This window comes from Parasaccharibacter sp. TMW 2.1888 (genome assembly GCF_023167265.1).
Classification (GTDB): domain Bacteria; phylum Pseudomonadota; class Alphaproteobacteria; order Acetobacterales; family Acetobacteraceae; genus Bombella; species Bombella apis.
In genome coordinates this window covers 805,530-826,659 of record NZ_CP030979.1, presented here as the reverse complement: position 1 = coordinate 826,659, position 21,130 = coordinate 805,530, and the positions used below count along the sequence as shown (strand labels likewise).

The window sequence follows — 21,130 nt, the reverse complement described above, 5'->3', positions numbered from 1 at the left end:
AGGCTATGGGCCTGTGCAGGACCCGTATCCGGAACACCGGGGCCATGGGGGTGGGGTGATAATGCACAAGGGGCGCTGGATGAGCAACAGAACTGTGAAGGTGGTGGCCGGGTATCCGTGCTGGCCCCGGTTGCGACCGCTGGTCCTGCTGGCCTGCCTGGCCGGGCTGGTGGCTCCGGCCATGGCAGAAGAGCCGGAGGGGGTGTCTCCGGCCTGTCCGCCTGCGGTCCGGCAGGTGGAGCTGGCCTGCCAGAGCTGGACGGAGATTGACGCCGGCCTTAAAGCCGGGACCAGAACGGTCATTATCCCGGTTGGTGGTACGGAGCAGAGCGGGCCTTACATGGCAGTGGGCAAGCATGATGTGCGGGCCCGTGTTCTGGCGGACAGGATTGCCCGCAGGGTAGGGCAAACCCTGGTGGCCCCCGTGCTGGCCTATGTGCCGGAAGGCTCGACCCGGCCCCGCACAGGCCACATGCGGTTTGCCGGGACACTCTCCATTCCACCAGCCGTTTTTGCCGGGCTGGTGGAAGGAGCGGCGGAAAGCCTGAGGGCGCAGGGCTTCACCACCATTGTGCTGCTGGGGGACCATGGTGGTTATCAGGCCCAGCTGGCTGCTCTGGCACAGAGGCTGAACAGGCGCTGGGCTGGTGAAGGGGCGGCAAGGGTGCTGTATGTCGGAGCCTATTATGATGTCGTGGCCGGACAGTACGCAGATTACCTGCGCCGACAGGGCCATGGTGTGGCTTTGGGGAAACATGCCGACATAAGCGATACATCCCTCATGTTGGCCGTGGATCCGTCCCTTGTGCGGGAGGGGCTTCTGAGGCAGGCTGGAAAACCGGATTCTGCCGATGGTGTCTATGGTGGTGACCCGCGGCAGGCAACGGCTGAACTTGGCCGGGTCGGCACAGCCATGCAGGTGCAGGCCGCCGTTGAGGCCATTTCGTCTTTCAACAGGAGACACCCATGAGGCTCAAAATTTCGTTTCTGGCAATGGGGGCATTACTGGCTGCGGGGGCAGCGCAGGCCCAGCAGACAGCCAACCATCCTGACCCGCAGGATGAACCGATTGCTGCCGATTCGCCAAAGCCTTTTCCGGATGGTGATCCATCCGCCACGGCAAAGGCACCACCTGCACCATCTGGTGCCGTGACGGAGCAGGCGCTGGTCGTACAGACCATTCCGGGCATGCCGCCCGTGCCGGACATTCACAACATTTACAGTGAAGCCAGCGGCCCGGACAAACTGTCCCCCGTCGTGGCGCATGATCTGGAGCGGATCTATGTGCCCAACCTGCGTGGCAACAGTGTCTCCGTGATCGACCCGAAGACCTACAAGGTCGTGGATACGTTCCCGGTGGGGCGGTCCCCCCAGCACGTCGTCCCCTCATGGGACCTGCGGACCCTGTGGGTGACCAACAACAGCGAGGGCCACACGGATGGCTCCCTGACACCGATCGACCCGCTGACAGGCAAGCCCGGCAAGGCCATTGCCGTGGATGACCCCTACAATATGTATTTCACACCGGACGGGCAGAATGCCATCGTTGTGGCAGAAGCCCATCGCCGTCTGGATTTCCGTGATCCGCACAGCATGGTGCTGAAAGGGTCTGTCGAGGCTCCGCTCTGTGAGGGCATCAATCATGCTGCCTTCTCGGCAGATGGGCGTTATGCGATCTTCACCTGCGAATTCGGGCGCTATCTGGCCAAGGTGGATACGGTCAACCGTACCCTTCTGGGGATGCTGAAACTCTCCAAGGGGGGGATGCCGCAGGATGTTCTCGCCGCACCGGATGGGCATAAATTCTATGTGGCCGACATGCATGCTGATGGCGTGTTCATCATTGATGGCGACAGCTTCAGGGAGACGGGTTTCATTCCCACGGGGCTGGGGACGCATGGGCTGTATCCGAGCCGTGATGCAAAGCTGCTTTATGTTGCCAACCGTGGGTCCCACATGGTGCATGGGCCACGCCACAGCAAGGGCAGTGTGTCCGTCGTGGATATGGCAACGGACAAGGTGTTGAAGACCTGGCCCATTCCCGGTGGTGGCAGCCCGGACATGGGCAATGTCAGTGCGGATGGCAGAACACTCTGGCTCTCCGGCCGTTTTGATGATGTCGTCTATGCCATTGATACGGAAAGCGGTGCCATGAAACAGATTCCTGTCGGGGCAGAACCGCATGGTCTGACAGTCTGGCCCCAGCCGGGTCGCTACAGCATTGGCCATACGGGCATCATGCGCTGAGAAACCAGACAGGGGTTACTCCCTCTCATGGAGCTTTTTCAGGAAAAGGAGGCTTTGGCCTCCTTTTTTTGTGTCTGGCTGCGGAGGGGGAGGAGAAAATGGTTTCTGTAAAGTTAATGTATTGTTAAAATAAGAAGGGACGCATTGCGTCCAGTCATTATGGGATGCTCATCCCGACAGATGGTCTGCATGATTGTGTTTTCCTGACGGAAACGAAAGGAAGTGCCGTGCGTTTTCTCCTGCTGGTTCCCCTGCTGGTAACGCTGGCCTATTATGCGTTCCTCTCGCCAGTTCTTTACAGAACACAGACCGTCCTTGTCGTGGAGAAGCCCGATAGCAGGGGGAGTGGCGGGGGAGTTTTTACAGGTCCGGATGGCCGGAATGAGGGGAATTATCTCTTCCAGGCTTTCGTGCTGTCCTATGAGGAATTCAGGGCCCTCAGGGCGAACGTGAATCTTGCAGAGGCGTATGATTTCACAGATCCCGTCCAGAGTTTCGGGGGTGTTCTGTCGCTGTTTTCGCACGATGATCATGCTCTCTACCGCTATTATGACCGTTACATCGTGGATATTGATGTCGGGAAGAAGAATGGCCTCGTACAATTTACCCTCCGGGCCCCTTCTGCGGCTCTCGCCGAACGTCTGACAGGGCAGATACTTGGCGATGCCCGGGCCCGGCTGGCTCACCTGAATGTCGAGCCGGATGATCTGTTGCTGCATGAGCATGAGGCCTCCATCAACAGGATCAGGCAGGTCATGGCTCATGATGAGCAGGTGATTGCCGACAATATCCTGTCTTCCGGCATTTATGAGGGCAGCGGCTTTTACGATACGGTGTTGAAGACGCAGTTCCGGCTGATGGAGGACCAGGCAGCCCTGAAGGGCAGGCAGGCGGCCCTTCAGGAGGATGTGGACCATGCCGCACAAGCCATGCACAGGGAGGTGATGGCCTATGAGGGCGAGCAGGAGGTTCTGCGCCAACGGAGCGTGACACCACGGCATGTCATCCTGGAAAATGATCGTCTGATTCGTGAGGTCAGGTCCCTTTCCAGTATTCTGGATGCCGAAATGGCCGCCTGTGAGACTGTCAGGACAAATGCCATCATGGGGCATTACTTCCTGAAAACCGTCAGCGGGCCTGTTGTGGAGGACACGCCTCTCAGACCGGCCTTCTGGTGGAGTAGCGCCATTGCGCTGGTCGCAGGGCTGGTCCTGTATGTTGCTCTGGCTTGATGATGAGGGGCCCGTTTTTCTGTTCTCTGGCGTTCATGGCCCTGCTGGTGCCGGTTCTGGCAGGGTGTGACCTGCCCAGTGGCGGCCCAGGCGTGAAGGAGCTGACAGCCCAGCCCCAGAGGCAGGACAGCAGGCGGCTTTTTTCTGGCCTTGTGATGCAGGACATTACCCTGAGAGAGGCCACGATCATGGCCGGGCAGATGCGGGAGGCAGAAAAGCTGCGGGTCCGGCAGGCCATATGGGCCATTGATGCGGGGCACAGCACCCGGGATCCAGTCATCCATGTGGGGGATGATCTCAGCGTGTCCATTCTTTCGTTTGCTGGAGGGGGAGACACGCCAGCCATCATGAAGCTGGGGCATTTTCCCGTATTGCGGGATGGCATGGTCACCCTGCCTTATGTGGGGGCTGTCCGGGTGGTGTCCCTGACCTATGCCAGCATCCAGCAGAAGCTGTCCCGCCTTTATGCGGCACAGCGTGTGTTCAGCCATCCGTCAGTCATCGTGCAGGAGGAAGCACCGGATGGCCGGTGGGAAGCTGATTCCGTACTTTTACTGGGTGAAGTGAAGACACCCGGGGAGGTGCGGTGGCAGCCTGGCGGGCTGATGTTGGCCCATGTTCTGGCGGAAGCCATGGGGGGAGGCCCGCCTGTGCCCGCCGGAGGGCCCAGTGATGGGCAGCCTGTGTCTGTTCGGCCTGAAACTGTGGTGTCTGTTGTCAGACATGGGCAGGTGGTTGGAGCCCTGCCGCTGGATGATGGGCTGGTGAATGACATTCATCTGGCCCCACATGACCGGGTGATCGTGAAGAAGGAGGCCTCCATCAGGATTCCGGTTCTGGGTGGGGGAGCATCACGGCCGGGTATCTATTCTTTCGGAACATGTCCGACACTGGCGGACATTCTGGCCATATCAGGCGGCCTGCAACGGGACGCCGCCTCCAGTCGGGCCATTTTCGTGCTGCGACGGGATCATGACACGCCTCATCTGTTGAAAATCCGTTTTGACCGGACCTACGGCCTGTTTGTCGCACAGAGTTTCCTGCTGGAGGATGGTGATGTCGTCTATGTCGCCGAGTCATCATGGGTGTCTTATTTCAAGGTTTTTTCCCTCATGCTTCAGGCGGGGGTTCTGGCCTCCATTGCCCGATGAACGGGCAGGAGGAAGAAGGGGCGATACCGTTTGATTTTTCTCCCTACAGGGACATTCTGGGAGGCGTGGATGGGGAGGTCACGTCATTCGAGACCCTCAACCGGTTTCTGGAGCGGGAGGAAACTGATGGCGGTGCATCGGGCGATGGATTCAGACGGCTGCCTCTCCAGATCATGCGGTTTGATACGGACTGGAAGAAGATCATCCGCCAGCTGGTCTGGCAGGCATGTCCCAAAGGGGGGCAGAGACAGCCGGGTTGGGTAAGAATCATGGCCCGACGGCGGCGGAAAATGCTGCTTGTCTCCCTGCTGGTGGCCGGTTTCATGTTCAGCCTGGCCAGTGGGACCTTGTTTCCCGATCTGGACGACCATGAAATCCTGCCATGCCTTTATGCGGCCCTGTATCTGCTGTTCACCTTTCTTGCGACATATGCCTTCGTGAAGATGGTTGTCGGTTACCGGCTGGCCCGCCGGGGTGCGGCGGGGAATCCTTGCCATCCGGCACACAGGGCCAGGGAGCCGGGGCCGGAAGAGCGCTGTGCCATTCTGTACCCCGTCCATCATGAGGAGATGCACCGGGTCGGGGCGGGCATGGCATCCCTGATCGAGACACTCAGCCAGGATGTGCCAGAGAAGCTCCACCATTATGACCTGTATCTGCTGTCGGACAGTACGGACGTACGACATGTCCTGACCGAACAGGCCACCCTCTATCATTTGAGGCAGCGTTATCCGGGTGTGACAGTCCGGTACCGGCGCAGGGCACATAACGCCAATGCCAAACTGGGCAACATCACGGACTTTCTTCGCCGGTGGGGACGGGATTATGCCTGTTTCTACGTGATGGATGCTGATTCCATTGTGTCGGGGGCCTGTGTCCATCAGTGTCTGGAAATGATGGCAGGCAACCCGCATGTCGGCATCATCCAGACCAGCCCGCTGCCTGTCCTGCGGCAATCCTTTTTCGGGCGGCTCATGCAGTTCAGCAGCCACCTCCAGGGAGCTGTCTTTCCCCAGGCGGTGGAGGCTCTTTCCATGGGGCATGGCAGCTATATCGGGCACAATGCCATCATACGGACGGATGCCTTCATCAAGCATTGCCTGTTGCCGGATTTTCCGGGGGAAAGGCCATGGGGCGGCAGGCCGCTCTCACATGATACTGCCGAGGCCGCCATGATGGGGCGGGCAGGCCATGAAGTCTGGTTTCTTGCGGATGTCAGGGGCAGTTATGAGGAGCTCCCGGCCAATCTTTCGGGCTTTCTGGCCCGTGAGAACAGATGGATGCAGGGCAATTTCCAGAATGTCCGCTTTCTGTCGGCAGACAGGGTTCAGGGGGTGCACAGGGAAACCCTGCTGATGGGGGCACTGGCCTATTTCATGGCGCCGCTCAGTGTTCTGTTCATGGTGTCATCCGTTTATACGCTGGCCCATCTGGAGGCGGGCATGGGGGCAGAGGGAACGGGGGAGCTGGAGAGTGTGAGGCTGGCCTTTGCCGGACTGTTCGTGCTGGCCATGATCTTCCTGCTGTCGCCAAGGCTGATTGCCCTGGCCGTTGCCATGCGGCGTCCTGTGGCCAGGCAGTATGGTGGTCGTGGCAGATTATTGCTCAGTTTCCTGCTGGAGATGCTGTTTGCCTTTCTGCTCAATCCGGTTCTCATGTGCTTCATCGTGAAGTTCCTGCTGGCCTGTTTCAGGCGGTCATCCATCCGCTGGGCAGGGCAGCAGAGAGATGATGCCCCACTGACATTCCGGAGTTGCCTGCAGGATTACGGATGGTGTTCTGCCCTTGGTCTGGCGGGGGCCTGGGGGCTGGTGCAGGTGCTGGAGAAGCAGTTTGCTTACGGCGCTACCCTGCTGGATCATCTTTCAGGGGGAGTTCTGTCAGGGGAGGCGCTACTGGTCTGGTTTCTGCCGGTGATTGCCGGTCTCGTTCTGGCGCCTTTCACAGCATACCTGACCAGCCGGACATCAGCACTGGTCAATCGCTGCAGGTGGTTCCTCATCCCGGAAGAAGAGTCGGAACCCGCTGTCATCCGCTGCCTGAAGGCAGCTCTCGTGTGGCTTGGGAGCTGCTTTCCACCAGCGGATGGTGCCATCCTTCGCCATGCCTTGGAGAGTCCCCTGTTCTATGTGTCCCATTATCGGCAGATCCGTCATCGGCGGGCCGTGGCGGAAAGGCTTCTGCCAGCCATCAGGGCCGGGCATGAGCTGGACAGGCGCAGCCTGCTGCTTGCCCTGAATGAACGGGCGTGTTTCGTGGCGCTGGTGAAAGCCCATTTCCAGGCCCAGGGCTATTATGGCCTGTAGTCTTTCAGGGAGTGGCCGGTTTCTGCAGGGATGTGGGCGTCACGGTGCTGATGTTGTTCAGAATGGACGGGAAGAGCAGGTTTCCAACCATGGTGAGCGGGATTGAGACCAGAAACCACAGGATGGTGATTGTGACCGTGCGGGCGACGCTACTTTTCAGGGAGCGGACGACCGTGCCCATTTCTTCGTCCCAGAAAGTCGTTCCGGTGCGTCTGTAGCGTATGTAATGGATGAGGCCTGCCAGCGGTGACAGGACATCCATGCCCCCCATATAGGCGGCAACATAGATGAGATAGTTGCGTTTCAGGCAGGTGGAAAGATCGAGGGGGCGGCCATTGGTACGGTAGGGTTTGATGCCGAGGAGGCGCTTGCCCAGCGTATTGCCGAACCAGGCGCAGACAAGGGCATCCAGCACCATGGAGAGGGGAAAGATGAGCAGCAGGCTGGCGATGAGGGTATCCCAGCGTGGCATCATGGGGCTGAAGGATGCACTGCCGATTTTCTGCAATGTGGGAAATATGTCTTCCAGCTGGTGGATGGAACCATAGATTGGCAGCATGAGAAGGCTTCCGTAGATGTCCAGATCAATGCTGCGGGCTATCAGGCGGTTCCACGGGCCTGCTTTGGGATGGTCGGATGGGGCGGGATGTGTGGTCATGGCCTATCATGGTCTGTGCAAGAGTGAACTGGGGACGGTAGACAGCAATTATGTCTTTAAGACGGATATGGGCCAATGCTATGGGCCAGTGCTGCCTGCCCGGGGTACGGGGACAGGTTCCGGGGCTGTCTGGCAATCATGAAAGGGAGGGTAAGCGGATGGCGCGGCATATTGGCAGGATGATGATGGCTGTGTTTGCCATGGTGAGCGGGATGGTCTTTCTGGCCTCTCCTGTTTGGGCGGCGGAGAGCACACCGGTCGTGACCAGCCATACAACGGCTACCCTTGTCAGTGCGGTGGATGCTGTTGGGCAGGAGGAGAGTCAGGCTGACGGGGGCACGCTGCGGGTCGGGCTGAGGCTCCAGCTGAAGCCCGGCTGGCACACATACTGGCAGAATCCCGGTGATGCCGGTGAGGCGCCGCATGTCCATGTCATGGTGAGTGGCAACCGGTCCGGCGGGACGGACACGGTCGCATGGCCCGTGCCGGAGCGCATTCCAGAGGGCGGGTTGATGGCCTATGCCTACCAGGGGGATGTGCTGCTGCCTGTGCGGGTTCCCCTCCAGGGGCGGGGGGCAGGTGCGGTGCAGGTCACGGCCCGTGCAGACTGGCTGGTCTGTGCGGATGTCTGCGTGCCCGAAAAAGGCGTCTTTTCCCTTGCATTGCCTGCTGTTGCCTCGGATGTTGTGCCGGATGCTGCCGAGGCAGCCCTGTTCCGTCGGGCCGATGCGGCCATGCCCCAGCCTTCCCCCTTTGAGGCCCGTCTTGGCCCCGATGGTCTGCTGACCCTGCATGGAGCTGGCCTTTCGCCCGATACGGTGCGGCAGGCCTGGTTTCTGCCACAGGAGGGCGGCGTGATCGCCCAGAATGCGCCGCAGCCCCTGTCTGTCCAGACCGGGCAGCTGGCTTTGACACTGAAGCCGGATTCCTACGCTCATCCGCCTTTCTGGCAGAAACCGTTGGCTGGTGTTGTCGTGCTGGTGGATGCTGCTGGCAGCCGGTCGGCCCTTCAGGTAACGGCGGTTCCAGTGTCTGGCGCCAGTCCGGCTGTTCCCGTCGTGGCTGCCACCGGGAACAGGGAACGGCCCGTCTGGAGCAGCCTGCTCTCGGCTTTTCTGGGGGGTGTCATTCTCAATCTCATGCCTTGCGTGTTTCCCGTGCTGGCCATGAAGATCCTCTCCTTTGCCCATATGGGGGGAGCTGGCTGGCGGACACGCTGGCGGAGTGCAGCCTTTTACACTCTGGGCATCATGGGCTGCTTTGCCCTTCTTGGTGCCCTGATGATGGCCCTGCGTTATGGAGGCTCTTCCGTGGGGTGGGGGTTCCAGTTCCAGTCTTCCGCTTTTGTTGTGGGGGTTGGCTGGCTGCTGTTTGTCATGGCGCTCAATCTGCTGGGTGTGTTCCAGATAACGGGGGGGCGCCTGGCCGGGCGGGCCGGGCAGATGGCCGCAGGGCATGGTCCGGCCAGTGATCTTCTGGCGGGCCTGTTGGCGGTGATCGTGGCCACGCCCTGTACGGCACCTTTCATGGGGGTCGCCATTGCTGTAGCACTGGGTGGGCCGATCTGGTCTGGCCTGCTGATCTTTCTCTCCATGGGGCTGGGGCTGGCAGCACCTTATGGCGTGCTGGCACTTGTGCCGGGACTGGCCCAGCGTCTGCCACGTCCCGGTGGCTGGATGGAACGTCTGAAACAGCTGCTGGCTTTTCCTTTGCTGGCCAGTTGCGTGTGGCTGCTCTGGGTGGCGGTGCTTCAGCGTGGGGGAGATGCAGTACTGCTGATGGCCGGAGGGGCCGTGCTTCTGGGGCTGGGGAGCTGGCTGTACGGGCTGGCGCAGCAGCGGGCCATGCTGGGGCAGGCACCCCGTTTCGTGCTGGGCTGCCGCCTGCTTGCCTTGCTGTGCCTGCTGGTCTGTCTTGCCGGGCTGGGGCGCAGTGTGGTGATGGATGATGAGTCTGGCTCTCCCGTCGCAGCCACCGGAAAGACCGGAGCAGCGATACAGGGACAGGATGGCCCTACCATTGAACCGTTTTCGGCAGAGCGTCTGGCTGCTCTGAGGGCCGCAGGGCAGCCAGTTTTTGTGGACATGACAGCCTCCTGGTGTGTGACCTGCATGGTCAATGAGCACGTGGCGCTGGATGTTCCGTCTGTCCGGCAGGCATTCCGGCAGCATGGCGTGACCATCCTGCGGGGCGACTGGACCCGCCGGGACGAGCGGATCACGGCGTTTCTTAGGGCCCATGATCGTGATGGGGTACCGCTATACCTGTATTATCCTTCTGGGGGAGCGGAGCAGGTGTTGCCACAGATTCTTACACCCGGCCTTGTATTGGATGTGCTTTCACCTGCCGGGAAGCGTGGAAAGGAGGAATGATTCCAGAGGTATGATATTTACTTTTAATTAGTAAATTGTAAATATTACAGTCATTCTCTACCCGGAGTGGGCAGGGTGCAGTGGTGGGCTGGGAGATTGACTGGTGGCGGGGCGAATCATTTTTCTGAACTGCTTCCCACGGGATCTCGTTTCTGGCGGCATCAAGACAGTCTACCGCCACGCTTTCCTGCTCCGTCAGGCGGGATTTCAGGCGCAGGTCCTGCAGTCCGAAGGCTTGCCGTCATGGTTGGGGCAGGAGATGCTGCCGCTGGTCTGCAGGGATGTGAAGGATCTTGCAGAAGAGGATATGGTCGTTTTTCCCGAAGTGCTGGATGGATGGTATGCGGACATGATCCGCCAGCCCATGGCCGGGAAGAAGATCATCTTCTGTCAGAATCCCTATTATTTCTTCACATACAGGCCATCAGTTGAAAAATTGAGGGACTGGGGCGTGACGCAGGTTCTGGCTCCGGGGATGGAGGCAGCGCATCTGATCCAGCGGGTGCTGGGACTGGAGGCTGTTCCTGTCACATCGCCCGTGGTGGATGGAGCTGTGTTCAGGCCACGGCAGAAAAAACTCCAGATCCTTTGTGCTGAGTGGAAATGGCCCCATCAGGGAGGGATACCAGCCTATGTCTGCCTGTTCCGTGACATGCTGTCGTTGAAGTATCCCCAGGTTTCCAACGTTCCGTGGATCCCTCTGAAAAAGAGGGGTGAGGCGGAGGTGGCGGCCCTCATGGGTGAGTCCGCTGTCTGTCTTGCTCTGGGACGGATGGAGGCTCTTGGCATCACGGCGTTGGAGGCCATGGCGGCAGGCTGCCTTGTCGTGGGGTATCATGGTGGTGGTGGGCGTGAGTACGCCACGCCGCAGAACGGGTTCCGGCATTCCCCGGAGGATATGGAAGGCATCGTGGACTCCCTGGCCATGGCGCTGGAGGGATATGTTTCCGGCAGTTCCGCTCTGCTGAAGATGGTGGAACAGGGGCGGTGTACGGGCCCGGGCATGCGCCAGAGAGGGTCAGTGCGCAGATACGGCAGGTCTATGGATGTCTCTGCGGATGAGACTGCTGCCGGGGGCAGGAAAAAGCTGTACGGCAGGGATGTTTTCGTCACTCGTTAACGATATAAAAGACATTCATTAATCAATGGCGTCTTCTGGTTGTCAGAGAGACATGGATGGCGGCGGGTTTTCCGACAGGCCGCATGGGAGGGTGAGACGATGCTGGACCGCTTTGTAGCTTACAATGCCCGGATGACAGGAGACGAGGTGGCGTTTGGCAGCCTGTCCCGGAAGCGGTCCTATGCCCTGCTGGAGGCAACGGTCAGCCGTCTGGCCCATGCGCTGGAGGGGCTGCGCTCCCTCAATCTTCATCGTGTGGCCGTGCAGTGCCCCGATACATGGCGGCACTGGGCACTGACCCTGGCGCTTGGCCGGCTGGGGCTTGTATCTGCTTCCCTGTCTAATGGGGATGTTTCGGAGGAGGAGCTGGCCACCCTGCGCCCGGACCTCATCATCCTCCACGGTCCGGGCGGCCTGCTTCCCGGTGAGGGGCGTCTGGCCCTCGGTGAGGACTGGTTCAGCCGTGCCCTCGCCAATGTGGAGGATGATGATGCGTCCTGTTACTACCCGCCTGTCCCTGTGGAGCGGTCGGCCCCATGCCGTGCTGCCCTGGCCAGCGGGACAGGCCGGGAGCCACATCTGCTGGAGCTGAGCTTCGGTGAGGTGGAGGAGCAGCTGCACCGGATCATCTATCATGACATGGTGGAGTATTTTACCCGCATGGGCAGGGGCCAGAGCCGTATGGTGGGCAAGCCACAGCTGCTCTGCACGGTTGGCCCGCAATCCTTGAGCGGGTTTCTCATGATGGGGGCCGCCCTTGCAGGTGGCACCACGCTGCGGAGCAGCGATGCCCAGAATATCGGGACGGAAGTCATGCAGGCGCCTGCCCTCATGATCGTCATGACGCCGGTTCATCTCAGGCATCTTCTGCGTGCCCTGCCACCACAGGGGCGTCCCATGAGCCATATCTATCTCAGCATCGTGGGGGGCAGGCTGTCCGACAGTCTTCTGAAGGAGACCACAGAACGTTTCACGCCGCATGTTCAGGTCGTGTACGGGACGGATGAAAGCGGCCTGGTGGCGGCCATGCCTGCCGATCAGCGCAGGAGTGAGGATGATGTCGGTGCTCCCCTGCCGTGGGTGGATGTCGAGATCGTGGATGCCGGGGGCAACAGGGTACCGGCAGGAGAGGTGGGTGAGATCCGCATCCGTGGCGGTGGTGTTGTCCGGGGCTATGTGGATGACAACCCGGCGGCGGAACAGCGCTTCCGGGATGGCTGGTTTTACCCGGGAGACCGGGGCTTCATGTCAGCCAGAGGTGGGTTGCACCTGCGGGGGCGAATGGATGCGCTGGTAAATGCCGGTGGCGCCAAGTTCGACCTGGAGGTGGTGGAAGACATCCTGCGCTCCGAAACACGGATCAGGGACGTGGGTGTTTTCATGATGACGGACGGGCAGGGGCAGGAACGGTTTTATGCGGCCATCGTGTCTCATGAGTCGTTTGATGAGCAGGCCCTGTCTGCCCGCCTGCGGAAGCGTTACCCTGCACTGCCGCCGGTCGTCATGATCTGGGTGCCGGAAATCCCACGCACACAGGAGGGCCACGTGGACAGACGCAGGCTGGAAGCGACGCTGAAGGACTATATCCAGCGTGGGCTGCATAGAGGGCAGGCCTGACCTTTTCATGATGCAGGATAGCTGCTGGACCAACCGGGAACAGGAAACAGATCATTCATGAGCCAGACATACACTCCCGATGAAATCGCCATCATTGGTGTTGGCTGTATTCTGCCAGCCGGGCTGGGGGACAGGGATGCCCTCTGGCAGTTTCTGCTGGAGCGTCGGGATGGCTGCGTGCCTGTTCCTGATGACCGCTGGGGGCGCAGACGGTTCTATGACCCGGTTGACCAGACCCCGGGCAAGACGACCATGCAGTATGGTCATTTCGTAAGGCCGGAAGACCATCAGTTCGAGCCCCTGTTTTTTGGCATTTCTCCCCGTGAGGGGATGGTGATGGACATCCAGCAGCGTGTTCTGCTCGATGTGAGCTGGCGTGCCATGGAGAATGCCGGTGTGATTCCCCGTACGCTCGAGGGCAGCAGGACGGGTGTTTTCATGGGCAGCTTCACACAGGACCAGCTCGTCCAGTGTGGCAGCCCTTTCATGCAGTCGCAGATTCGTGACCAGTTTGCGGCGGTGTCTTCCTGCATGACCATGTATGCGGCCCGTCTTGCCCATGTGTTCGGGCTGCAGGGGCCAGCCATTGCCATGGATACAGCCTGTTCATCCTCGCTGGTGGCCATGCATCAGGCCTGCAACAGTCTGCGTCTTGGTGAGTGTGACGTGGCTCTGGCAGGTGGCGTGAACTTCATGGTGATCCCGCAGACGGCCATGCTCATGACCAAGGGCCATTTTCTGGCCAAGGATGGCCTGTCAAAATCTTTTGCGGCAGATGCGGATGGCTATGGGCGTGGTGAGGGCTGCGTGGTCCTCATGCTCAAGCGCCTGAAGGATGCCATGCGGGATGGGGATGACATACGGGGTGTCGTGTGCAGCTCCGGTGTGAACCAGGATGGCCGGACTCCGGTTCTGACCATGCCGGATGCCGGGGCGCAGGAGGCGTTGATCCGGGATGTGCTGCGTCGGGCGAATGTGGCAGCGCGGGATGTGGCCTATGTCGAGGCACACGGTACGGGGACGCCTGTTGGCGATCCGATCGAGGCCAAGGCCATTGCACGGGCCATCGGGCAGTACCAGCCGGAGGGAAGCAGCATTCTCGTTGGCTCGGTAAAGGCCAACCTGGGGCATATGGAAGCGGCAGCTGGTGCTGTGGCTGTTCTCAAGACCATGCTGTGTCTGGAACATGGCATGGTGCCCGGACAGGCGAACCTGAAGGAGCTGAACCCTGCCATTCCGTTCGAGGAGTATCGCGTACAGGTGGCGCAGGGAGAGGCCACGGCTCTGCCTGAGCGGGAAAAGCTGTATGCGGTTGTCAATTCCTTCGGTTATGGCGGGACGAATGCCGTGGCCCTGCTGCGCCGCCCGACCGAGGCGGAGCGGAAGGTGGCCCAGCGTCGGGCCGTGCGGGATCATCGGCTGAAAGGCGTTCGTCCGGCGGGTTTCATGCAGCGTGTGCCGCTGCTGCTCAGTACGTTTGCGGAGCCCTCGCTGGGCTATATGGCCAAAGCGTATGCCGAACGGCTGGAAGGTGGGCAGGCCGGGCATGGCCTGTGGGAGGCTCTCTGCTTCTCGGCAGCCCGGTACAGGGCACGGTTCCGGCAGCGGGCGGTGATCCTCCCGGCCCGGGGAGAGGATGAGATCCCCCAGGCCCGTGAGGCCTTGCAGGCTTTGGCCGAAGGGCGGACCCATCCGGCCCTGTTCACGGGCAAGGCTGTTGTGGATGAGGCTGTAAAACCGGTTTTCCTTTTTTCCGGCATGGGGCCGCAATGGTGGGGGATGGGCCGTCATCTCCTGCGCAAGGGGCCGCCGGAGGTCCGTGCGCTGGCCCGGCGCTGTGATGAACTGTTCATGAAGATGGCAGGGTGGTCCCTGCGGGCTGAACTGCTGAAGCCGGAACAGAAATCCCGTATTCAGGAGACGGAAGTTGCCCAGCCTGCCATTTTCCTTGTGCAGATATGTCTGGCAGCTTTCTTTGCCCGGCATGGCGTAACGCCGGGCGCCATTGTCGGCCATAGCGTGGGAGAGGTGGCAGCGGCGCATGTCAGTGGGGCACTGACGCTGGAAGACGCCGTGACAGTCATTTATCACCGCAGCCGCCTTCAGGCGACGTTGGCAGGCCGGGGCACCATGCTGGCTGTCGGCATGGGCCGCAGCCTGCTGGAAGAACGGCTGGAGGCCTTCGGTGGCAGGCTCTCTGTGGCTGCCATCAATAGCAGTGAGTCCTGCACGGTGGCTGGCCCCCGTGATGACCTTGCCGTGCTGGAGGCAGACTGCCAGAGGGAAGGCGTGTTTGCCCGGTTCCTGAAGGTGGATGTGCCCTATCACAGTCCTGACATGGCTGCGATCGAGGCAGAGATGTTATCCTCCCTGGCCCATCTCCAGCCCAGTGCTCCAGCGATTCCGCTCTATTCCACCGTTACGGGCAGGTTGTGGGACGATGGGGCGCTGCATGATGGTGCCTACTGGTACGCCAATGCCCGGGAGCCGGTCCTGTTCCATGAGGCCATACGGGCTCTGCTGCATGATGGTCACGTCATTTTCCTTGAGCTTGCGGCCCACCCGGTGCTGGGGGCATCCGTGACAGGCTGTGCTGGGGAGGGACGTCACGAGGTGGCTGTCATTCCGACATTGCGGCGCATGCAGGATGATGCAGAAGGGCTGTTGCGGGCCCTTGTCCGCCTGACACTCAGCGGGGCAGAGCCGGACTGGCGACATGTCCTGCGGCCGGAGCGGATGGAGCTGCCCTTCTACCGGTGGGAAGAAGGGGGAAAAATGTGGCTGGAGACCGAGGCCTCCCGCCGTGACCGCCTGGATACGCAGGTCCACCCCGTTCTTGGCGCGCCCAGTCTGCTGGAAAGCCGTGCCTGGAGGGCTGATATCGGCGTGGCCTCCATGGAGTGGCTGATGGACCACAAGGTCCACGGTATGGCGCTCTTCCCGGCGGCTGCTTATGTCGAGGCTGCTCTTGCGGCTCATGCCCAGCTGGAGGCCAAAGCTCCGGCCGTGATCGAGGACATCACGATCAGCACACCGCTGGTCGTGCAGGAGGGGCAGGCACCGGTTGTCATGTGGCGGTTTGACATGGCGACCCGCCGTCTCGTTTTTGACAGCGAGACCGTGGCCTGGAATGGGGACTGGCAGACACATGGGCAGGCCACCATCCTTCAGGCGGCTCCATGGTGTGCAGCATCGGAAAAGAACAGGAATTTTGATTTCGCAGCCCTGTGTGCGGGAACGGCCCATTTTGAAGGGAAAGAGGTTTACGAGGCTTTTGCCGCCATGGGGCTGGATTATGGACCAACCTTCCAGACCCTGCGGCACCTGTATCGTGGTGAAGGGTATTCCGTGGCGGAGATTGCCCTTGAGGATGGGCAGGCCGCCACGCTGGAGGAGTATCATCTGCACCCGGCACTGCTGGATGGTGCCATGCATGCTCTCATCGGGGCTTTCCCGTTTGAGGAGCAGAAGGACGTGTACGTTCCGGCGTCCATCGAGCGTATCAGCTATATGGGGCAGAAGGTCTCCCGGGCCCATGTGAAGGTGACGCCAACCCTGCGGACCTCCCGCAAGATCGTGGCCGATCTGCGGCTTTTCACACCGGAGGGTGAGCTGCTCTGCGAGGTGATGGGCCTGTGCTGTCGCCGTGTGGCCCGTGGCGGGCATGAGGCGTCATCTGCGGCACGGCTGGTCTATGCGCCAAACTGGATGAGTGCGGAGCGACAGGTGTTGCTGAGCGAACCGCTGGCCATCACTCTGCTGGGTGAAGGTGATGGGCTGGTAGCCGGATTGGCAGACCTGCTGGAGGATAATGGTGCCGAGCTGACCGTCAGCTCCCGTCTGGATGGGGCTGATCTGGCGGAGCAGCTGGATCAGGAACCGTTCCTCGCCAGACAGCGGGCGTTGGTGCTGTTCCCGCATGGCGGGGATGATTACCAGCAGTGCCTTGATGATATGGCCGCCTGCGTGGCGCTGTTCCAGCGTGTGCCGACACGGGCACGCAAGCGGCGCCTGCCGGTCATCATCGTGACCCGTGGCGCTTATGGCAGGGATGGGCAGGCGCAGGCGCTCCAGCGGGCCTTCCATGGTCTGTTTCGTGGTGCTGCTGCTGAGCGTGTTCTGGACCTCGCCGTACGGTGTGTTGATGTTCCTGCCGAGGGCACAGAGGCCTTTCTGGAGGATATTGCGGCCGAACTCGTTCTTGAGGACACATCGGAGGATACGGTCTGGCTGCGTCAGGCTGATGGCGGGGCTGGCCATGGGGCGGCTCCAGCCGGGGAGATGGTGGAACGCATGGTCCAGCGGCTGGTATCTCCGCCACTGGAGCCCGATCCCCAGCCTGTTCCGCTGGAGCAGATCATGGGGGGACAGGATGATGGTACCGTCGGTGTCCGCCTCGAGGCCAGCCGGTCCGGGACACTGGATGGTGTCACATGGCAGGCTTTTGCCGTGCCGGAGCCGGGTCCGGGCGAAGTCAGGCTCCGTACCCGCATGGCCAGCCTCAACTTCAAGGATGTGCTGAAAGCCATGTCTCTCCTGCCGGAGAGCGTGACGGAAGGGACCTTCAGCGGCGATGCGCTCGGGCTGGAATGTGTGGTTGAGGTCGAGGCGGTTGGAGATGGGGTTGAGGACATGAAGCCGGGCGACATGCTCGCACTTGTCTATCCCGACAGTTTTGCATCCCGCCGCATCGTGAAGGCCAGTGAACTGGCCTATTGTGCCCTGCCCCTGTCGGAAGAGGCCCTGCCGTTCTCGCTGGAGCAGATTGCCGGTCTGCCGCTGGTGTTCGTGACAGCCTATTATACGCTGGTCCACCTGGCCCAGCTCCAGGAAGGGGAGAGTGTTCTCATCCATGCCGGGGCTGGTGGCGTGGGGCAGGCCGCCATCCAGATTGCCCAGCTGAAAAAGGCGGTGATCTATAGCACGGCAGGCAGCCAGGAGAAGCGGGATTATCTGCGTCAGCAGGGCTGTGCGGGTGTCTGGGACTCCCGGACGCTGGAATTCGTGGATGGCATCCGTGAGGCCACCAATGGCCGGGGGGTCGACGTGGTGCTGAATTCCCTGCCCGGTGAGGCGATGATCCACAGCCTGCGGCTCGTGGCGCCGATGGGGCGTTTTCTGGAGATCGGCAAGCGGGACATCGTGGAGCATCGGGCGTTGGAGCTGATGCCTTTCAATGAAAATCTGGCCTATTTCTCCTTCGACATGGATCGGATGATGCCGCACAGGAAACTGTATGGCGTCATGGACGAAATCCTGCTGCTGGCCCGTCAGGGGAAATTCTCCTTCCCGCAGACACGCATCTTCCCGGCCGCAGAAGCGTCCGAGGCCTTCCGCTACCTCATGTCATCCCGGCACATTGGCAAGATCATGCTCTCCTATGAGGACATGAGCGGCCTCAAGGCCCGCCCGCTGCCGCAGGTTCAGCCGGGATTCAGCCGCAGGGGGGCGTATCTGATCACTGGTGGCATGGGCGGATTTGGCCTCAAGACAGCAGAATATCTTCTGTCCCAGGGGGCAGGGGTGCTGCATCTGGCAGGGCGGTCCCTGCCGAAAGACCCGGAGCGTAAACAGGCCATCGCAATGCTGAAGAAGCTGGCCGAAAGTGTTGGCGGTGCGGTGGTGACCCATCGTCTGGATGTGACGGATCAGGAGGCTGTGCGTCGTCTGGTCAGGAAACTGGCCCGGGATGATGTGCCGCTGCGGGGTGTCTTCCATGCCGCCGGTGTGGTGGATGACCAGCTTCTCAGCAGGATGGATGCGGCGAATGTCGCCCATGTCATGGCACCCAAGGTATTGGGGGCCCAGGCGCTGGATGATGCCACCCGTGGGCTGGAGCTGGACCATTTCGTGCTGTACTCCTCCTTTACGGCAGAGATCGGCAATCTGGGGCAGAGCAGCTACATGGCGGCCAACAGCTACCTCAATGCCCTGGCTGAAAACCGGCGCCAGCAGGGGCTGCCCGCCATGGCGGTGGGCTGGGGAGCCATTGGGGATGTGGGGATGCTGACCGAGAGTGATGCTGCCGGTCGCATGTTTGATGTCGCTGGCATCAGAACCATGATGGCGGCGGACTCTCTGGCGTATCTGCCGGTGCTCTATGGCGTGGACCGCAGTGACGTGTCTCTGGTGGACCTCAACTGGGCGCAGGTGTTCGGGGCGCTGGCCTGGCTGAAAACTTCGGCACGCTTTACGCTGTTGCAGCAGGAAAGCCTCAAGGGAGGCATGTCGGGCTCGGTCCAGCTGCTGATGAGCATGCCGGAAAATGAGCGTCTGGATTATGTCCTGTTCCGTCTGAAACAGCAGCTTGGCTCCGTGTTGCAGGTTGAGCCGGAGACGATCGAGGACAGTGCCCGCCTTTCCGAGCTGGGGATTGACTCCCTCGCCGGCGTGGAACTTCAGACAGCCATCCGGTCGGAGTTTGGGGTGGATGTGTCCCTCGTGCTGCTGGCCCGTAACGAAACCATTCTCGAAATGGCCCGCAGCCTGCTGCGTCAGGCGGTAGTGATGGCCCAGCAGGGGGGCACGGTTGCTCTGGAAGGGGCACAGGCCGTCGGAGGGGAAGCATGATCCCCTGGACATGCCATATTGTCCGCCAGTCCGGTTATGTGGTCGAGTATTACGACAATGGGTTCAGCATACTGGACAGGTACGAAAGCAGACTGGATGAGATGCTGAGCTTCCGGGCGGAGGAGCGGCCTGATGAGCTTCAGTGCGTTGCACTGGACCAGACGCTGGAGGTTGCTGCGTCCCTGACATTCCGGCAGGCGCATGAGTGGGCATGCCGGGTGGCGGGACTGGTGAGCCGTTTCGTGCCGGAGCGGGGGCTGGTCCTGCTCTGTTTTGAGAATGAGGCGGCAGTTGTGGCGGGGTTTTTTGGCTGTGTTTATGCCAATACCGTGCCTGTGCTGGGTGTGTATCCCAGCATGGTGGGCAGTGTGGACCGCCTGTTTGACATTCTGGAGGATTCCGGTGCGGTCGCCGTTCTGGGGCCACGGGAGACCCTGATGGGGTTTCGGCGGCAGGCGGCGGGCCGTGCCCGCAAGGTGAAGTGGATTCCCGTTGAAGGAGCTGAAAGTGCCGAGCCGCTCCAGCGCCGCCATGCGGCAGGCCTGGATGATACGGCGCTTGTGCAATATACGTCCGGCTCCATAGGGCGGCCCCGTGGTGTGAAGGTCACGCACCGCAATCTGGGGACGAACCTGCATCTGCTGGCCATCCGCAGTGACTTCTGGCTCAGCCGGCGTGGGCTGGTCTGGCTGCCTCTGTCGCACGATATGGGATTGGTAAGTCTCATGTTCGGTGTGGCGATGGGAGGCACGACGTGGCTGATGAAACCGGAGCATTTCATCACCCGTCCGGAGCGCTGGGTGCAGGCGATTGACCGGTACCGTCTCAATTTCTCCATCGGTCCCAACTTTGCCTATGAGCTTCTGGCCCGGCATGTCCCGGATTCCGCCCTGGAAGGGCTGGACCTTTCCTGCTGGACACAGTCCGTCATCGGTGCGGAGATGATTGAACGGGGAACGGTGGAGCGGTTCTTCAGCCGGTATGGGCCGCTCGGGGTGAAGCCGTCCATTCTGCGGCCGGGTTATGGCATGGCTGAGACAACCCTCATGATCACTGGTGACAGCCGGGACGGTGAGGGCGTGTCTTTTGCCACGTTTTCCCGTGCCGGGCTGGCAGAAGGGCGGGTCGGCCCGCCCCGTGATGAGCATGACGAGCGTGTTCTCGCAGATTGTGGCCGTGTGATTGAGGAACACGCCGTTCTTGTTGTGGACCCGGAGACGGGAGACAGCCTGCCGGATGGTCGGGTGGGCGAGCTATGGCTGAGTGGCCCCTGCGTGACACCGGGGTATCTGAACCGGGAGCAGGAAAACAGGGAACGTTTCGTCACGGGGGCGGATGGTCGCACCTGGTTCCGCAGCCGGGATTCAGGCTTTCTTGTGAAGGGGCATCTGTTCGTGACAGGTCGCATGGAGAACAGCCTCCCTATTGGTGACCACCGCTATGACCCGGATGATCTGGCACAGGCTGTCCGGCAGGCCTGTCCTGTCTTTACCAGCCGGAGTGTGGCGGTTTTCCGGCATGAGGGCGTGTTGTGCGTCATGGGGGAGCTGTCCCTGACACAGGCAAGGCAGGTGGCAGGGTACGAGAGGCTTCTGGCCGACATGGCCCAGGCCATAGGGCGGGTCTGCCCGGTCCGGCAGCTGCGCTGTGTTCTGGTGCGGCAGGGCGGCGTGTTTCGCACGCCAAGTGGCAAGATACGTCTTGCGGCTACAGCCGGGGCTTTTGCAGCGGGGCGTCTGCCCATCGTGGCAGAGCAGCTTTTTGGTCAGGAGGCCCTGGAGAGGGTCGAGATTCTGGCCTGGGGAAAGACGCCGCTGTGACTGGTTATGATGGTGACGGGTGGAGAGGCGCCCGGGG

At 61.2% G+C, this 21,130-nt stretch carries 11 protein-coding genes; 10 read left to right on the top strand and 1 reads right to left on the bottom strand.

Going from position 1 to position 21,130, the window contains the following annotated elements:
* Positions 1-181 precede the first annotated feature (181 nt).
* The 5 genes from DTQ13_RS03765 (at position 182) to mdoH (ending at position 6,936) form a co-directional block, all read left to right on the top strand.
* Positions 182-970 carry a creatininase family protein gene (locus DTQ13_RS03765; protein WP_086431643.1) on the top strand — a complete coding sequence of 263 codons (789 nt, stop codon included), beginning with the start codon at positions 182-184 and terminating at the stop codon, positions 968-970.
* A complete protein-coding gene (locus tag DTQ13_RS03760) occupies positions 967-2,247 on the top strand; it encodes a YncE family protein (RefSeq protein ID WP_227449731.1) in 1,281 nt (426 codons plus the stop codon). Before DTQ13_RS03765 ends, DTQ13_RS03760 begins: the two co-directional genes overlap by 4 nt.
* Before the next feature lie 227 nt (positions 2,248-2,474).
* On the top strand, positions 2,475-3,479 hold the full coding sequence (locus DTQ13_RS03755; protein WP_248461150.1) for a hypothetical protein: 1,005 nt from the start codon (positions 2,475-2,477) through the stop codon (positions 3,477-3,479).
* A 35-nt stretch (positions 3,480-3,514) separates the two neighbouring features.
* Positions 3,515-4,630, top strand: a complete 1,116-nt coding sequence (locus DTQ13_RS03750; RefSeq protein WP_248461149.1) for a polysaccharide biosynthesis/export family protein — start codon at positions 3,515-3,517, stop codon at positions 4,628-4,630.
* On the top strand, positions 4,627-6,936 hold the full coding sequence (mdoH, locus tag DTQ13_RS03745) for a glucans biosynthesis glucosyltransferase MdoH (protein ID WP_248461148.1): 2,310 nt from the start codon (positions 4,627-4,629) through the stop codon (positions 6,934-6,936). Before DTQ13_RS03750 ends, mdoH begins: the two co-directional genes overlap by 4 nt.
* 4 nt (positions 6,937-6,940) lie before the next feature.
* Here the strand turns inward: mdoH and DTQ13_RS03740 are convergent, their stop codons facing one another.
* Positions 6,941-7,594 carry an RDD family protein gene (locus DTQ13_RS03740; RefSeq protein ID WP_248461147.1) on the bottom strand — a complete coding sequence of 218 codons (654 nt, stop codon included), beginning with the start codon at positions 7,592-7,594 and terminating at the stop codon, positions 6,941-6,943.
* 158 nt (positions 7,595-7,752) lie between these two features.
* Here DTQ13_RS03740 and DTQ13_RS03735 point away from each other — a divergent pair, with 158 nt between their 5' ends.
* The 5 genes from DTQ13_RS03735 to DTQ13_RS03715 all read left to right on the top strand — a co-directional run bounded on the left by DTQ13_RS03735 (position 7,753) and on the right by DTQ13_RS03715 (position 21,093).
* Positions 7,753-9,966, top strand: coding sequence for a protein-disulfide reductase DsbD domain-containing protein (locus tag DTQ13_RS03735; protein ID WP_349815526.1), 2,214 nt, complete (start codon positions 7,753-7,755; stop codon positions 9,964-9,966).
* A 103-nt stretch (positions 9,967-10,069) separates the two neighbouring features.
* Positions 10,070-11,086 (top strand): glycosyltransferase, encoded by a 1,017-nt coding sequence (locus DTQ13_RS03730; protein ID WP_248461146.1) that lies wholly within the window; start codon positions 10,070-10,072, stop codon positions 11,084-11,086.
* Between the two features lie 39 nt (positions 11,087-11,125).
* A complete protein-coding gene (locus DTQ13_RS03725) occupies positions 11,126-12,703 on the top strand; it encodes a class I adenylate-forming enzyme family protein (protein ID WP_248461145.1) in 1,578 nt (525 codons plus the stop codon).
* A 57-nt stretch (positions 12,704-12,760) separates the two neighbouring features.
* A complete protein-coding gene (locus tag DTQ13_RS03720) occupies positions 12,761-19,273 on the top strand; it encodes a type I polyketide synthase (protein ID WP_248461144.1) in 6,513 nt (2,170 codons plus the stop codon).
* Complete coding sequence (locus DTQ13_RS03715) at positions 19,270-21,093, top strand: AMP-binding protein (protein ID WP_248461143.1); 1,824 nt, start codon at positions 19,270-19,272, stop codon at positions 21,091-21,093. The genes DTQ13_RS03720 and DTQ13_RS03715 overlap by 4 nt, the downstream gene beginning before the upstream one ends.
* Positions 21,094-21,130 lie beyond the last annotated feature (37 nt).